11 protein-coding genes and 1 pseudogene are annotated in these 13404 nt (G+C 66.9%); 9 read left to right on the forward strand and 3 right to left on the reverse strand.

The genetic code is table 11. From position 1 onward, the window contains the following. From ACRDPN_RS03155 to ACRDPN_RS03185, 7 genes are all read left to right on the forward strand, one after another. Positions 1-528 (forward strand): substrate-binding domain-containing protein (locus ACRDPN_RS03155; RefSeq protein ID WP_431445870.1); only part of this gene is annotated, 528 nt, incomplete at its 5' end. After that, positions 528-1184, forward strand: a complete 657-nt coding sequence (locus ACRDPN_RS03160; protein WP_431445871.1) for an ABC transporter permease — start codon at positions 528-530, stop codon at positions 1182-1184. The genes ACRDPN_RS03155 and ACRDPN_RS03160, both read left to right, overlap by 1 nt. Positions 1185-1231: 47 nt before the next feature. Further along, the gene (locus tag ACRDPN_RS03165; protein WP_431445872.1) at positions 1232-2209 is read left to right on the forward strand and encodes an ABC transporter ATP-binding protein; all 978 of its coding nucleotides are present in this window, start codon (positions 1232-1234) and stop codon (positions 2207-2209) included. A gap of 78 nt (positions 2210-2287) precedes the next feature. After that, positions 2288-3100 (forward strand): hydroxypyruvate isomerase family protein, encoded by an 813-nt coding sequence (locus ACRDPN_RS03170; RefSeq protein ID WP_431445873.1) that lies wholly within the window; start codon positions 2288-2290, stop codon positions 3098-3100. A gap of 37 nt (positions 3101-3137) precedes the next feature. Continuing rightward, positions 3138-4913, forward strand: a complete 1776-nt coding sequence (gcl, locus tag ACRDPN_RS03175) for a glyoxylate carboligase (RefSeq protein ID WP_431445874.1) — start codon at positions 3138-3140, stop codon at positions 4911-4913. Between the two features lie 8 nt (positions 4914-4921). Beyond that, entirely contained in the window at positions 4922-6085 is a 1164-nt protein-coding gene (locus ACRDPN_RS03180) for a glycerate kinase (protein ID WP_431445875.1), read from the forward strand. 36 nt (positions 6086-6121) lie between these two features. Then, positions 6122-7129 (forward strand): 2-dehydropantoate 2-reductase, encoded by a 1008-nt coding sequence (locus ACRDPN_RS03185; RefSeq protein ID WP_431445876.1) that lies wholly within the window; start codon positions 6122-6124, stop codon positions 7127-7129. A 46-nt stretch (positions 7130-7175) separates the two neighbouring features. Here ACRDPN_RS03185 and ACRDPN_RS03190 read toward each other — a convergent pair. The 3 genes and pseudogenes from ACRDPN_RS03190 to sucC form a co-directional block, all read right to left on the reverse strand. Continuing rightward, a pseudogene (locus ACRDPN_RS03190) lies at positions 7176-8090 on the reverse strand (2-hydroxy-3-oxopropionate reductase); the annotation flags it as partial. A gap of 25 nt (positions 8091-8115) precedes the next feature. Beyond that, the gene (gene sucD / locus ACRDPN_RS03195) at positions 8116-9021 is read right to left on the reverse strand and encodes a succinate--CoA ligase subunit alpha (RefSeq protein WP_431445877.1); all 906 of its coding nucleotides are present in this window, start codon (positions 9019-9021) and stop codon (positions 8116-8118) included. Between the two features lie 15 nt (positions 9022-9036). Beyond that, positions 9037-10203, reverse strand: coding sequence for an ADP-forming succinate--CoA ligase subunit beta (gene sucC, locus ACRDPN_RS03200; protein ID WP_431445878.1), 1167 nt, complete (start codon positions 10201-10203; stop codon positions 9037-9039). 154 nt (positions 10204-10357) lie between these two features. Here sucC and ACRDPN_RS03205 point away from each other — a divergent pair, with 154 nt between their 5' ends. Continuing rightward, complete coding sequence (locus tag ACRDPN_RS03205; protein WP_431445880.1) at positions 10358-11698, forward strand: MFS transporter; 1341 nt, start codon at positions 10358-10360, stop codon at positions 11696-11698. Between the two features lie 190 nt (positions 11699-11888). Beyond that, positions 11889-13404 (forward strand): thiamine pyrophosphate-binding protein (locus ACRDPN_RS03210; protein WP_431445881.1); only part of this gene is annotated, 1516 nt, incomplete at its 3' end.

Consider the following 13404-nt stretch of genomic DNA (forward strand, 5'->3'; position numbering starts at 1 on the left):
GGCCATGGCTCGAGTCGCGAGGCGGTCATGCACAACGACTTCGTGCTGGTGGGACCGCCCGACGACCCGGCAGGGGTCGCCGACGCCGACGACGCCGCCGAGGCTCTGAGCCGGATCGCCGACCAGAAGGCGTCGTTCGCCTCGCGCGGCGACGACTCGGGCACCCATGCGAAGGAGCTGTCGATCTGGGAAGAGGCAGGGATCGAGCCGAAGGGCTCGTGGTACATCGAGACCGGCCAGGGGATGGGTGACACGCTGACCATCGCCGACCAGAAGCAGGCCTACACGCTTGCAGACCGCAGCACCTTCCTGGCCACCAAGAGCTTGGAGTCCGGTATCGCGTTCGAGGGCTCGGATGACTTGCTGAACAACTACCACGTGATCGTGGTGGACCACGAGGGCACCAACACGGCCTGTGCCGAGGAGTTCTCGAGCTGGATCCTTGGCGCGCCGGTGCAGGACACGATCGGCAAGTTCGGAGTCGAGGAGTACGGCGAGCAGCTGTTCGCGCCTGAGGCGAGGAACTGATGGTCGAACCGCTGCACGAGGTGCTGGCACGATCTGCCTACGTGTCGTTGTCGGCAACCCTCATCGCGTCGGTGATCGGCATCGGGCTGGGCACCGCACTCGGGCTGGCTCGGTTGCCCGGACGCGGGTTCCTGACGGCCGTCGTCAACACCGGGATGGCAGTACCCACGGTCGTCGTCGGCCTGGCAGTGGCGCTGCTCCTGTGGCGCAGCGGCCCGCTCGGTGACCTCGGCCTGATCTACACCGTGCAGGGCATGATCATCGCGCAGGTGTTGATCGCCACGCCCCTGATCACGGGTATCACCATGGCCGCGTTGCACCTGCTCCCGCCGGACCTTCCGGACCAGCTGCGCTCACTCGGGGCGAACCGCGCCCAGCTGGTGGTGCGCCTGTGGATCGAGGCGCGGCTTCCGCTGCTGGCCGCCGCCATGGCGGGCTTCGGACATGCCATCTCGGAGGTGGGCTCCGCCACGATCGTCGGTGGCAACATCCACGGCCAGACACAGGTGATGACGACTGCCATCGTCGAGTACGTCGGTCGCGGTGAGTTCGGTGTCGCGATCGTGTACGGGGTGATCCTGCTCGGACTGGCGTTCGTCATCAACGCACTGCTCGTCTCGGTCCAGCGGCCGGGGGCATCGTGGGCGCGGAGCTGAGCCTGACCGATGTCCGGCACGTCCGCGGCGGACGCGAGGTGTTACGCGTGGACAGCCTGGTCGTCGGCCGCGGCGAGCACCTGTCTGTGCTCGGTCCCAACGGCGCCGGGAAGACGACCTTGCTGCGTCTCCTCGCGGCAGTCGAGTCGCCGCACGCCGGTGATGTCACCGTGGACGCTGTCAGCACGAAACGTGGGGGAGTGGAGCTGCGTCGCAGGGTCGCCTACGCGACTCAGCGACCGGGGCTGCTCAGCACCAGCGTCCGGCGCAACGTCGAGCTACCGCTGCGCTGGCGGAAGGTCCCGCACACGCTGCGCGGCGAGCTCGCAATCGCCGCGTTGGAACGGTTGAACGTGGCCCACCTGGCGGACCGGCCGGCGGGTGCGCTCTCCGGGGGCGAGCAACAACGAGTCAGTCTTGCCCGGGCTCTTGCCATCGACCCGGCCGTGCTACTTCTCGACGAGCCTGCCGCAGGTCTCGACGCCCAGTCGCGCTCAGCGTTCTTCGCCGACCTCGAACAGGCCCTCGCAGACCGGGCGACCACCGTGGTCCAAGTGTCGCACCGCGCGGAGGAGGTACTGCGACTCGCCGACCGCGTCGTCGTACTCGTCGACGGGCGCGTGCACCAGGTCGGCTCGCCGGACGTCCTCAACCGGTTTCCGGCCGATGCCAGAGTCGCTGCACTGGTCGGCTACGAGAACCTGGTCGATGCCTACGTGGAACCGGACGGAACCGTGCTCATCGGCCAGGCACAGACGGGGTTGACCTGCCACGAGCTACTCGGTCCGGTGACTGTCGCAGTCTTCGCCAACGGTGTGCGGATCGTGGGTGCCGATGCGCCTGGCCTGCCCGTGCGGGTCACCCGGGTGACGCCGGGGCCCGGACACCGGGCCGTCGCGCTCGAAGGCAGCGTCTCGCTGCTCGCCCAGATGCCGATCAACGGCTCGACCCTGTCGGCTGGCGACGATGTGAAGGTCGGCTTCGATCTCGCGCTCACTGCTGTGCTGCCGAAAACAGCAGGATGAACACGCGTATCTCGCTGTGCGCTTGACCCTGTTCGGCATACCGACCTACTGTATGCCGTATACAACAGGAAGGCGATCATGGACAACGCCCTCGTTCGCGGCCCGCGATATGCCGTCAACTGTTCGATTCTCTTCACCGAGCTGCCCCTGCTCGAACGACCCGCAGCCGCCAAGGCCGCCGGCTTCGATGCGGTGGAGCTGTGGTGGCCGTTCGAGTCCGCGGTTCCCGACGACGCACAGGTGGAACGGTTCGAACGAGCCATTCGGGACTCGGGTGTCCATCTCGTCGGGCTGAACTTCGCGGCAGGAGACATGCCCGGCGGCGACCGTGGTCTTGTCTCCTGGCCGGAGCGTTCTCAGGAGTTCCGCGACAACATCGCGGTGACCCTGGAGATCGGCGAGCGGCTCGGCTGCCGCGCCTTCAACGCGCTCTACGGCAACCGCGTCGACGGTGTCGACCCCGCTGCTCAGGACGATCTCGCGGCCGAGAACCTGGCACTCGCGGCGACCGCCGCGGCCACCATCGGGGGCACAGTCCTGGTCGAGCCGGTCAGCGGAGCCGACAGGTACCCGTTGCTCACAGCAGCCGACGCCGTGGACGTGATCACCCGGGTCGAGCATGAATCCGGAGTCAGCAACGTGGGGCTGCTCGCGGATCTCTACCACCTCGCCGTCAACGGTGACGACGTGGACAAGGTGATCGCGGCGCAGGCCGACCGGATCGCACACGTCCAGATCGCCGACGCCCCAGGGCGCAACGAACCCGGCACCGGGACGCTGCCGCTCCTCCGCCAGCTGGAGGACCTGTACACCGGCGGCTACGACGGCTGGGTAGGCCTGGAGTACAAGGCCAGCAGCACGACCGACCTGAGCTTCGACTGGCTGCGCTGAGATTTCGCAGCAACGACTGACTTCAAGGAGTACTTCCATGGCACGTATGACGGCTGCTCGTGCAGCGGTGGAGATCTTGCGTCGTGAGGGCGTGACCCACATGTTCGGCCTGCCGGGTGCGGCGATCAACCCGTTCTACGCGGCGATGCGCGCGCAGGGTGAGCTCACCCATGTGCTGGCACGCCACGTGGAGGGCGCCTCGCACATGGCCGAGGGGTACACCCGGGCTGAGGCGGGCAACATCGGCGTATGCATCGGGACGTCGGGACCGGCGGGCACCGACATGGTCACCGGCCTGTACTCGGCATCGGCGGACTCGATCCCGATCCTGTGCATCACCGGCCAGGCGCCGGTGGCGAAGCTGAACAAGGAGGACTTCCAGGCCGTCGACATCGAGTCGATCGCCAAGCCGGTCACCAAGTCGGCGGTGACGGTGATGGAGGCCGGCCAGGTGCCCGGTGCGTTCCAGAAGGCCTTCCAGCTGATGCGATCCGGGCGGCCGGGTCCGGTGCTGATCGATCTGCCGATCGACGTCCAGATGACCGAGATCGAGTTCGACCCCGAGACCTACACGCCACTTCCCGTCGCGAAGCCGGCCGCGAGCCGTGCCCAGGCGGAGAAGGCGCTCGCCATGCTTGCCGAGGCGGAGCGTCCGCTCATCGTCGCCGGCGGCGGGATCGTGAACGCCGACGCCGCGGACCTGCTGGTGGAGTTCGCAGAGCTGACCGGCGTCCCGGTCATCCCGACCCTGATGGGCTGGGGCACCATCCCCGATGACCACGCACTGATGGCCGGCATGGTCGGCCTGCAGACCTCGCACCGCTACGGCAACGCGACCATGTTGGAGTCCGACTTCGTGCTCGGCATCGGCAACCGGTGGGCGAACCGGCACACCGGTGGGGTGGACACGTACATCAAGGGCCGTACGTTCGTGCATGTCGACGTCGAGCCGACTCAGATCGGTCGGGTGTTCGCGCCCGACTTCGGGATCACTTCCGACGCGAAGGCAGCACTGGAGATGTTCGTCGAGGTGGCGCGGGAGCACGAGGCGGCCGGATCGCTGCCTGACCGGTCGGCGTGGGTCGAGTCGTGTCAGGAGCGCAAGGCCACCCTGCAGCGGCGCACCAACTTCGACACCGTCCCGGTCAAGCCGCAGCGCGTATACCAGGAGATGAACAACGCGTTCGGTCCTGAGACTCGCTACGTCTCCACGATCGGTCTCTCGCAGATCCAGGCAGCCCAGATGCTGCACGTCTACAAGCCGCGGCACTGGATCAACGCGGGCCAGGCGGGTCCGCTGGGTTGGACCGTCCCGGCCGCGCTGGGGGTCGCGTCCGCGGACCCGGAGGCAACCGTCGTCGCGCTCTCGGGCGACTACGACTTTCAGTTCATGATCGAGGAGCTCGCGGTCGGGGCACAGTTCAAGGTGCCCTACATCCATGTGGTGGTGAACAACGCCTACCTCGGCCTGATCCGTCAGGCTCAACGTGGCTTCGAGATGGACTACAACGTGGACCTCTCGTTCGAGAACATCAACACCCCGGAGATCGGAGCGTACGGCGTCGACCATGTGAAGGTCGCCGAAGGCCTCGGCTGCAAGGCGCTTCGCGTGTCCGAGCCCGACGAGATCCTGCCGGCCCTGGAGAAGGCCAAGAAGATGATGGTCGAGCACGAGGTGCCGATCATCGTCGAGGTCATCCTCGAACGCATCACCAACGTCTCGATGGGCGTCGAGATCGACAACATCAACGAGTTCGAGGACCTCGCAAAAACCCGTGAGGACGCACCCACCGCGGTTGCATTCCGCGGCTAGCCAAGCCAATGGCGCAGGTACTCGTCGCTCCGGACAAGTTCAAAGGCTCCCTCTCCGCACCACAGGTGGCCGACTGCGTGATCCGTGGTCTCCAGGCGGTCGACGGCAGCATCGACGCGATCGCGATCCCTGTTGCCGACGGGGGAGAGGGGACGCTCGAGGCGGCTCAGGCGGCGGGGTATACGCGTGTGCCCGTCGTGGCCAGCGGGCCCACGGGTCGGCCCGTGCAGACGGCTTACGCGCGCCGGGACGGGTTGGCGGTCTTCGAGATGGCCGACGTCTCCGGGTTGGGCCGGCTGCTCGACGGACGGCTCGAACCGCTGCGCGCCTCGAGCAGGGGTACCGGAGAAGTGATGGCGGCTGCCCTCGATGCGGGCTGCACGTCAATCGTGCTCGGCATCGGCGGCAGTGCCTGCACTGACGGTGGAGCCGGCCTGGCCCAGGCGCTGGGAGCGAGACTTCTCGACGCTCACGGCAGCCAACTGCCTGCCGGAGGCGCCGCCCTGACCGGGATCGACAAGGTCGACCTGTCCGGGATGCATCCCGGGCTGGCGGGAGCCGACATCGTGATCGCCTGCGACGTCGACAATCCCTTGACCGGGCCCGCCGGTGCGGCCGCGGTCTACGGCCCGCAGAAGGGCGCGTCCGTCGCCGACGTGGCCATTCTGGAGCAGGCCATGCAGAGTTGGGCCGCAGCCCTGGCGGCGGCCACAGCGTCGGATCTGTCCGATCGTCCTGGGGCCGGGGCTGCCGGCGGGGTCGGTCTGGCCGGCCTTGCGCTGCTCGGCGGCAGCCTTCGTTCCGGGATCGACCTCGTTCTCGAACTGGTCGGCTTTCACGGCCGTCTCGGTGGCGCTCGTCTGGTCGTCACGGGTGAAGGGGCGCTCGATGCGCAGACGTTGCGCGGCAAGGCGCCGGCGGGAGTGGCGGCGGCCGCCGCTGCCGCCGGGGTTCGGACGGTGGCTGTGTGCGGGACGTCGAAGCTGTCGCGCACTGACTTGCACGGCGCCGGCATCGACGCGGCGTACGCCCTGGTCGACCTTGAGCCGGATGTCGCCCGCTGCATGACCGAAGCCGCGACGCTGCTCGAGCGGCTGGGCCAGATGATCGCACGTGACGAGCTCCGGACTCGAGACAGGCCCTTGACGCCAGGCCAACATCGCATACAGTAGACAGAACATCATAAACCTTTGATGAAGGGGAGCGCGATGAGGGTTGCAGTCCTAGGGGCAGGGGCCATCGGCGCCTATGTCGGCGCAGCTCTCCATCGCGGCGGTACCGACGTCCACCTGATCGCTCGTGGAGCGCATCTGGAGGCAATCCGTGAACGTGGAGTGCAGGTCCTGAGCCCACGAGGAGATTTCGTCGCGCACACGAACGCGACCGATGACCCGTCTGAGGTCGGTCCTGTCGACGCTGTCTTCCTTGGCTTGAAGGCCAACTCCTACGCGTCGTGCGGTCCGTTGATCACCCCGCTGCTGCACGAGAATACGACCATCATCGCGGCGCAGAACGGCATTCCCTGGTGGTACTTCCACCGCCTCGCCGGACCATACGAGGGGCGTCGCATCGAGTCGGTCGACCCCGGTGGTGCGGTGACCGAGACGTTGCCGCTCGACCGCGCTGTCGGCTGCGTCGTCTACTGCTCGACCGAGGTCGAGGGGCCAGGTGTGATCCGACACCTCGAGGGCACGAGGTTCTCGATCGGGGAGCCGGACGGCAGCGCCTCAGCGCGCACCTTGGCGTTCAGCGAAGCCATGATCGCCGGCGGGCTCAAGTGCCCGGTGGAGAGTGACATCCGCGAAGACATCTGGATCAAGCTGCTCGGCAACGCCGCCTTCAACCCGATCAGCGCTCTGTCCCGAGCCACCATGGTCGAGATAGCGAGCCACTCGGGCACCCGCGCCACCATCCGCCTGATGATGGAGGAGACACTCGAGATCGCGGCGGGGGTCGGATGTCGACCGGACATCTCGGTGGACAAGCGCATCGACGGCGCGCGACGCGTTGGCGAGCACAAGACCTCCATGCTGCAGGACCTCGAGCGCGACAAGCCGTTGGAGCTCGACGTCATTCTCGCCGCCCTGATCGAGCTCGCCGACCTCACCGGCACACCGGCCGTGACGCTGCGCGCCGTCCACGCGGTGACTGACCTTCTCGCGACCAAGGTCGGCGCGGAGCCAGTCCTCCAGTCGGAGCCGACTGCGGCGACCTGAGGCCGACCGCTCGGGGGGCGGTCGGACCTCAGCAGCGCTTCTGGATCTAAGCCACGTCAGCGGACGTCCGCCCGGACAGCTCTTCGATGACACTCAGTAGTGCGGAGTGGTCGAGCGATCCGTGACCCATCGCCCGGGCCGAGGCCACGAGCTGCGCCACGAGTCCGGTGACAGGCAGCGAGACCCCTGCCGACCGCGCCGAGGCCAGCGCGATGCCCATGTCCTTGTGGTGGAGGTCGATCCGGAAGCCTGGCGCAAACTCCCTGGCCAGCATGGAGGCAGCCTTGCGATCGAGGATGCGGTTGCCGGCCAGGCCCCCGGCCAGGACCTCGAGTCCGCGTTCACCATCGACACCGGATGCCTCGAGCAGGACGATGGCCTCGCCGACCAGCGAGATGATCCCGGCCACCATCAGCTGGTTGGCCGCCTTCACCGTCTGTCCGGCGCCGTGATCGCCGACGTGGACGATCGTCTTGCCCAGGTGCTCGAGGATCGGGCGGGCCTGCTCGAAGGTTTCCTCGTCGCCGCCGACCATGATCGACAGCGACCCCTCGATGGCTCCCGGTTCGCCGCCGCTCACCGGAGCATCGAGCACGCGTACCCCCTTCTCGCGGGCGCGCTCCGCCATGGCGACAGACGTCTCGGGTGCGATCGTGCTCATGTCGATGAGCAACAGATCAGGGCGTGCGCTGGCGAGAACTCCGTCGTCCCCGAGAACCACCTCACTGACTTGGGGGGAGTCGGGCAGCATCGTGATCACCACGTCCGACTCTGCGACGGCCTCCTCGACGCTGCCGGCCGGCTTCCCGCCCGCCTGCACCAGGCGCTCGGTCGAAGCCGACGAGCGCGCGTAGCCTGTGACGTCGTGACCCGCCTTGACGAGGTTCGCGGCCATGGGCGAACCCATGATGCCGAGTCCTATGAAGCCAATCTTCTGCATGGTTGCAGTCCTTTCGGTCGATCTCGGTTGTTGAGGGCGGGCGCGGTCAGCCGGGGAACGAGACGAGAAGAAGCTTGTCGAGCGCCTCCCGCGTCAACCGCGCGGTCGCGGACGGTGTCTTTCCGACCTTGACCCCGACCGCCTCGAGCGCTTCCTGCTTGGCCTGCGCCGTGCCGGAGGATCCGGACACGATCGCTCCGGCGTGGCCCATCGTCTTCCCTTCCGGGGCGGTGAAGCCCGCGACGTAGCCGATGACCGGTTTGGTCACATGGTTCTTGATGTACTCCGCGGCACGCTCCTCCGCGTCACCGCCGATCTCGCCGATCATCACGATCGCGTCGGTCTCCGGGTCGTCCTCGAACGCCTGAAGGCAGTCGATGTGGGTGGTCCCGACGATCGGGTCGCCTCCGATGCCGACAGCGGTGGAGAAGCCCAGGTCCCGCAGCTCGTACATCATCTGGTAGGTCAGCGTGCCGGACTTCGACACCAGACCGATCCGGCCCGCCTGAGTGATGTCGGCGGGGATGATGCCGGCGTTGGACCTGCCGGGACTGATCAGGCCGGGACAGTTGGGGCCGATGATCCGGGTCGTGCCCTTGGCCTCCGCGTAGGAGAAGAACTGCGCGGTGTCGTGCACCGGAACCCCCTCGGTGATCACCACGACCAGGGCGATGCCCGCGTCGACGGCCTCGATGACCGCTGCCTTGGTGAACTTCGGCGGCACCAGGACCACCGACACGTCCGCGCCGGTTGCCTGCACGGCTTCCGCACAGGAGCCGTAGACGGCGACCGAGGCACCCTCGAAGTCGACCGTCTGCCCACCCTTGCCGGGCGTGACTCCACCGACGATGGTGGTTCCGCTCGCGAGCATCCGCTGCGTGTGTTTCCTGCCCTCCGAGCCGGTCATGCCCGCGACAATGACCTTGCTGTTCTCATTCAGAAAAATAGTCATGATGTCCTCGCTCAGTCAGTTCTGGTTGGCAAGTTCGGCGGCACGGTCGGCCGCGCCGTCCATGGTTTCGGCGAGGGTCACCAGAGGGTGGTTCGCGTCGTTGAGGATGCGCCGTCCCTCCTCAAAGTTGTTGCCGTCGAGGCGTACGACGAGGGGCTTGTTGGCCTCGTCGCCGAGCATCTCGAGCGCGTGCACGATGCCGTTGGCCACCGCGTCACAGGACGTGATGCCGCCGAAGACGTTCACGAACACGCTCTTGACCTGCTCGTCACCGATGATGATCTGCAGCCCGTTGGCCATCACCTCCGCCGACGCCCCGCCTCCGATGTCGAGGAAGTTCGCCGGCTTGACGCCGCTGTGGTTCGCTCCGGCGTACGCGACGACGTCCAGGGTCGACATGACCAGGCCCGCGCCGTTGCCGATGATGCCGACCTCACCGTCGAGCTTGACGTAGTTGAGGCCCTTGTCCCTGGCCTCCTGCTCGAGCGGGTCGGTCGCGGCCTTGTCCTCGAACATGGCGTGGTCTTCGTGGCGGAAGTCGGCGTTCTCGTCGAGAGTGACCTTGCCGTCGAGAGCCTCGAGGGTGCCGTCTCCGAGACGGACCAGGGGGTTCACCTCGACCAGGCTTGCGTCCTCCTTGATGAAGACGTCCCACAGCTTCTTGACCAGGTCGACCGCTTGATCCGCGACCGCCGCGGGGAAGCGGGTGGCGGCCACGATCTCGGCGGCCTTCGCGTCGTCCACACCTGTCTGCGGGTCGATCGAGACCTTCGCAACAGCGTCCGGGTTCGTCCGGGCGACCTCTTCGATCTCGACGCCGCCCTCGATGCTGGCGATGCACAGGTAGGCACGGTTCGACCGGTCGACAAGGAAGGAGAAGTAGTACTCCTCGGCGATGTCGGCGGCAGGCGCGAGCAGGACCCGTTGCACGGTGTGGCCCTTGATGTCCATGCCCAGGATCTCGTTCGCTCGGGCCACCGCCTCGGTGGGGTTCTCGGCGAGCTTGACACCGCCGGCCTTTCCTCGGCCACCGACCTTGACCTGCGCCTTCACGACCACGCGTCCACCGAGCTGTGCGGCTGCCGTCTCTGCTTCCGCGGCGTTCTCGATCACGGTGCCCAGAGTGACCGGCACATCATGCTTGGCGAAGAGCTCCTTCGCTTGGAATTCCATCAGGTCCATGGTGATTGGCCCCCTCGTGGCAAAACACGATCGTATGCTGTATCCACGCTGAAGAACAAGGGCGTCGTCGGGTGATGCCTCTGGACAACGCGGTGCTACAGGAGTATGACTTATCTCATACAGTATTCTGTAGACAAAGCAAGGGAGCGGGATCATGGACTCATCCGAGAGTCCGGATACACGGGAAGTGCGCGACTACTACGGTCGCCTGCATCGCATCGGTGAGCCGGCCCACCAGCTGACCGGCCACTCTCGTCGCTGGCAGGCGTGGTGTGCCTGGGCCTGCATGGCGGCCATCAGCCTGCTCCAGTACACCTTCGGGATTGCGGCGCTGGGCCTGCAGGCCGCGCACGGGTGGAGCCTGCGAGAGACCATGTGGTTGCTCGCCCTGTTCGTCGCGTTTCAGGCCATGGTGGCGATTCCTGTGGCCTGGATGCATCGGCGTCGACCGACGTCTCCCGCCCCGTGGGTGGTCGTGGGTGGAGCACTGGCCGCGTGCGGTGTGCTGGCGCTGGCCCACGTCGACGGCTACCCCGCCGCCGTCGTCGGCTACGCGCTCGTGGGTGGGGTGGGTGCCGGCTTGGTCTACACGACGTGCATCACGACCGCCTCGAACTGGTTCCCGGACAACTGGGTCGCGACCAGGAGCTTCGTCACTGGCGGGTTCGCGCTTGGTGCTGTGCCCAGCATCGCGTTGTTGACGGTCTTCTCGTCGCCGCGCGGACAGACGGTGGTGCTCGATGTCGCAGCTCTCGTGACCCTCGTGGTGGTGACGGCTGCCGGCCTGCAGCTGAAGGATCCGCCACCGCGCTGGTGGCCGCCGGACATCGACGCCCAGCTCTGGGCGGTGGACCGCGAGCTGAACCCCAGCCTGCCGCACAACATCCCTGCCGCCCGCCACTACGCGCCGGGGGAGGCAATGCGGACGGGAGCTCTCCCTCTGATGTGGCTGATCCTGGCCTTGATCTCGGCCGTCTCGCTTTTCGGGATCGCGTTCATTCCCAGCTACGCCGTTGAGGCAGACCTCGGGCTCGTGGTGGCAGGGCTCGCCGCAGGGCTTCTCGCGACAGTCAATGGGCTGGGGCGCTCTGCTGCCGGTCGGTTGTCCGATCGGTTCGGCCGCCGCAGAGTGCTGGCCGCCGTCCTGGCGGTGGAAGGGCTCACCCAGTTCGGTCTCGCGCTGGCCGGACAGGCCGGTAGCTCGTGGGCGTTCGTGCTGTGCGCGATGCTGGCGGGTGTCGGCGGGGGTGCCTTCTACACCATTCTCGGGAACCTCGTCCTCGAGTACTTCGGCGAGCCCAGCCAGCTCCAGAACCACGCGATCCTGTACAGCGCGAAGGCTGTAGGTGCATTGGTCGGAGTGGGCGGGGCCGCGCTCCTGATCGATGCCGTTGGCTACGAGCGGTTGTTCGTGGCTGCGGGGCTGGTGGGCCTCGGAACTGCAGTGATCGTGCGCTTCTTGAAGCAGCCTGGCCGGCCCTTTCTGGTCAGTTAGGTCCGACCCCTCGCTCCGCGGAAAGGCGTGAGCAGCGGGGTTATCACATACTGAAATGCAGGGGCGGCATCTCTGGACAATGACCCAGCAGTGGGGTAGGACTGAGTGCTACACCACATACGGTATGCAAACGACAAGAACCCCGGGGTTGAGCCCCCACAGACCTTCCGATCAGGAGTTGACAGCACAGATGGCACAAACAGTGTCCGAGCCCAACGTCGAGGCGGGCGTACCGGAATCCGAGCAAGGCGCCACGACAATCTCCGGGGGGCACCTGGTCGCCAAAGCCCTCAAGGCCGAGGGCGTCGACGTGATCTTCACGTTGTGCGGCGGCCACATCATCGACATCTACGACGGATGTGTCGACGAAGGCATCGACGTCGTCGACGTACGCCACGAGCAGGTAGCAGCCCACGCCGCTGACGGTTATGCCCGAATCACCGGTCGCCCGGGTTGCGCGGTAGTGACCGCGGGACCGGGCACGACCGACGCCGTGACCGGTGTCGCGAACGCATTCCGCGCGGAGAGCCCGATGTTGCTGATCGGCGGCCAGGGCGCACTGAGCCAGCACAAGATGGGCTCCCTGCAGGATCTGCCGCACGTCGACATGATGACTCCCATCACGAAGTTCGCCGCGACAGTGCCACACACCGCACGCGCCGCCGACATGGTCTCGATGGCATTCCGGGAGTGCTACAACGGCGCGCCGGGCCCCTCGTTCCTCGAGATCCCGCGCGACATCCTGGATGGTTCCGTACCCATCGACCAGGCCACCATCCCGGAGGCCGGAAAGTACCGCGCCTCGACCAAGAGCGCGGGTGACCCGGCTGCGGCCGAGAAGCTCGCCGACCTCCTGGTGCACGCCGAGAAGCCGGTCGTGCTGCTCGGTAGCCAGGTACAGACCGCTCGCGCGACGGACGCCGCGATCGAGTTCGCCCGGACGTTGAACATCCCCACGTTCATGAACGGCGGCGCCCGCGGCACCCTGGCGCCCAAGGACCCGCACCACTTCCACCTGTCCCGCCGTTACGCCTTCAACAACGCTGACGTGATCGTCATCGTGGGCACCCCGTTCGACTTCCGGATGGGGTATGGCAAGCGGCTGCCCAAGGCGGCCAAAGTGGTCCAGATCGACATGGACTACAAGACCGTCGGCCGCAACCGCGACATCGACCTCGGAATCGTCGGTGACCCCGGCGCCGTACTGTCCGCGGTCACCCAGGCAGCGTCGGGCCGGCAGAAGAACGGCTTCAAGGACCGGAAGGAATGGTTCACCGAGCTGCGATCCGAGGAGGACGCAGCCTACGAGAAGCGGCTTCCCCGTCAGCTGTCAGACGCGAATCCGATCCACCCGCTGCGCCTCGCGCACGAGATCAACGAGTTCCTCACCGAGGACTCGATCTACATCGGTGACGGTGGCGACGTGGTGACCTTCTCTGGTGGCGTCGTGCAGCCCAAGTCTCCTGGCCACTGGATGGACCCCGGCCCACTGGGCACCCTCGGGGTCGGCATCCCGTTCGTGCTGGCGGCGAAGTACGCACGGCCGGACAAGGAGATCGTCGCACTTCTGGGTGACGGTGCCCTCTCCCTGACCGGGTGGGACTTCGAGACGCTGGTGCGGTTCAACCTGCCCTTCGTCGGAGTCGTCGGCAACAACTCGTCGATGAACCAGATCCGCTACGGGCAGGAGCAGAAGTACGGCAAGG

The sequence above is a fragment of the Aeromicrobium sp. genome (assembly GCF_050700635.1).
Classification (GTDB): domain Bacteria; phylum Actinomycetota; class Actinomycetes; order Propionibacteriales; family Nocardioidaceae; genus Aeromicrobium.

Excerpts from the sequence above, each read along its gene's own strand:
- ACRDPN_RS03160 (WP_431445871.1), top strand. The coding sequence starts at position 528 with ATGGTCGAACCGCTGCACGAGGTGCTGGCACGATCTGCCTACGTGTCG.
- ACRDPN_RS03170 (WP_431445873.1), top strand. The coding sequence starts at position 2,288 with ATGGACAACGCCCTCGTTCGCGGCCCGCGATATGCCGTCAACTGTTCG.
- gcl (WP_431445874.1), top strand. The coding sequence starts at position 3,138 with ATGGCACGTATGACGGCTGCTCGTGCAGCGGTGGAGATCTTGCGTCGT.
- ACRDPN_RS03180 (WP_431445875.1), top strand. The coding sequence starts at position 4,922 with ATGGCGCAGGTACTCGTCGCTCCGGACAAGTTCAAAGGCTCCCTCTCC.
- ACRDPN_RS03185 (WP_431445876.1), top strand. The coding sequence starts at position 6,122 with ATGAGGGTTGCAGTCCTAGGGGCAGGGGCCATCGGCGCCTATGTCGGC.
- sucD (WP_431445877.1), bottom strand. The coding sequence starts at position 9,021 with ATGACTATTTTTCTGAATGAGAACAGCAAGGTCATTGTCGCGGGCATG.
- sucC (WP_431445878.1), bottom strand. The coding sequence starts at position 10,203 with ATGGACCTGATGGAATTCCAAGCGAAGGAGCTCTTCGCCAAGCATGAT.
- ACRDPN_RS03205 (WP_431445880.1), top strand. The coding sequence starts at position 10,358 with ATGGACTCATCCGAGAGTCCGGATACACGGGAAGTGCGCGACTACTAC.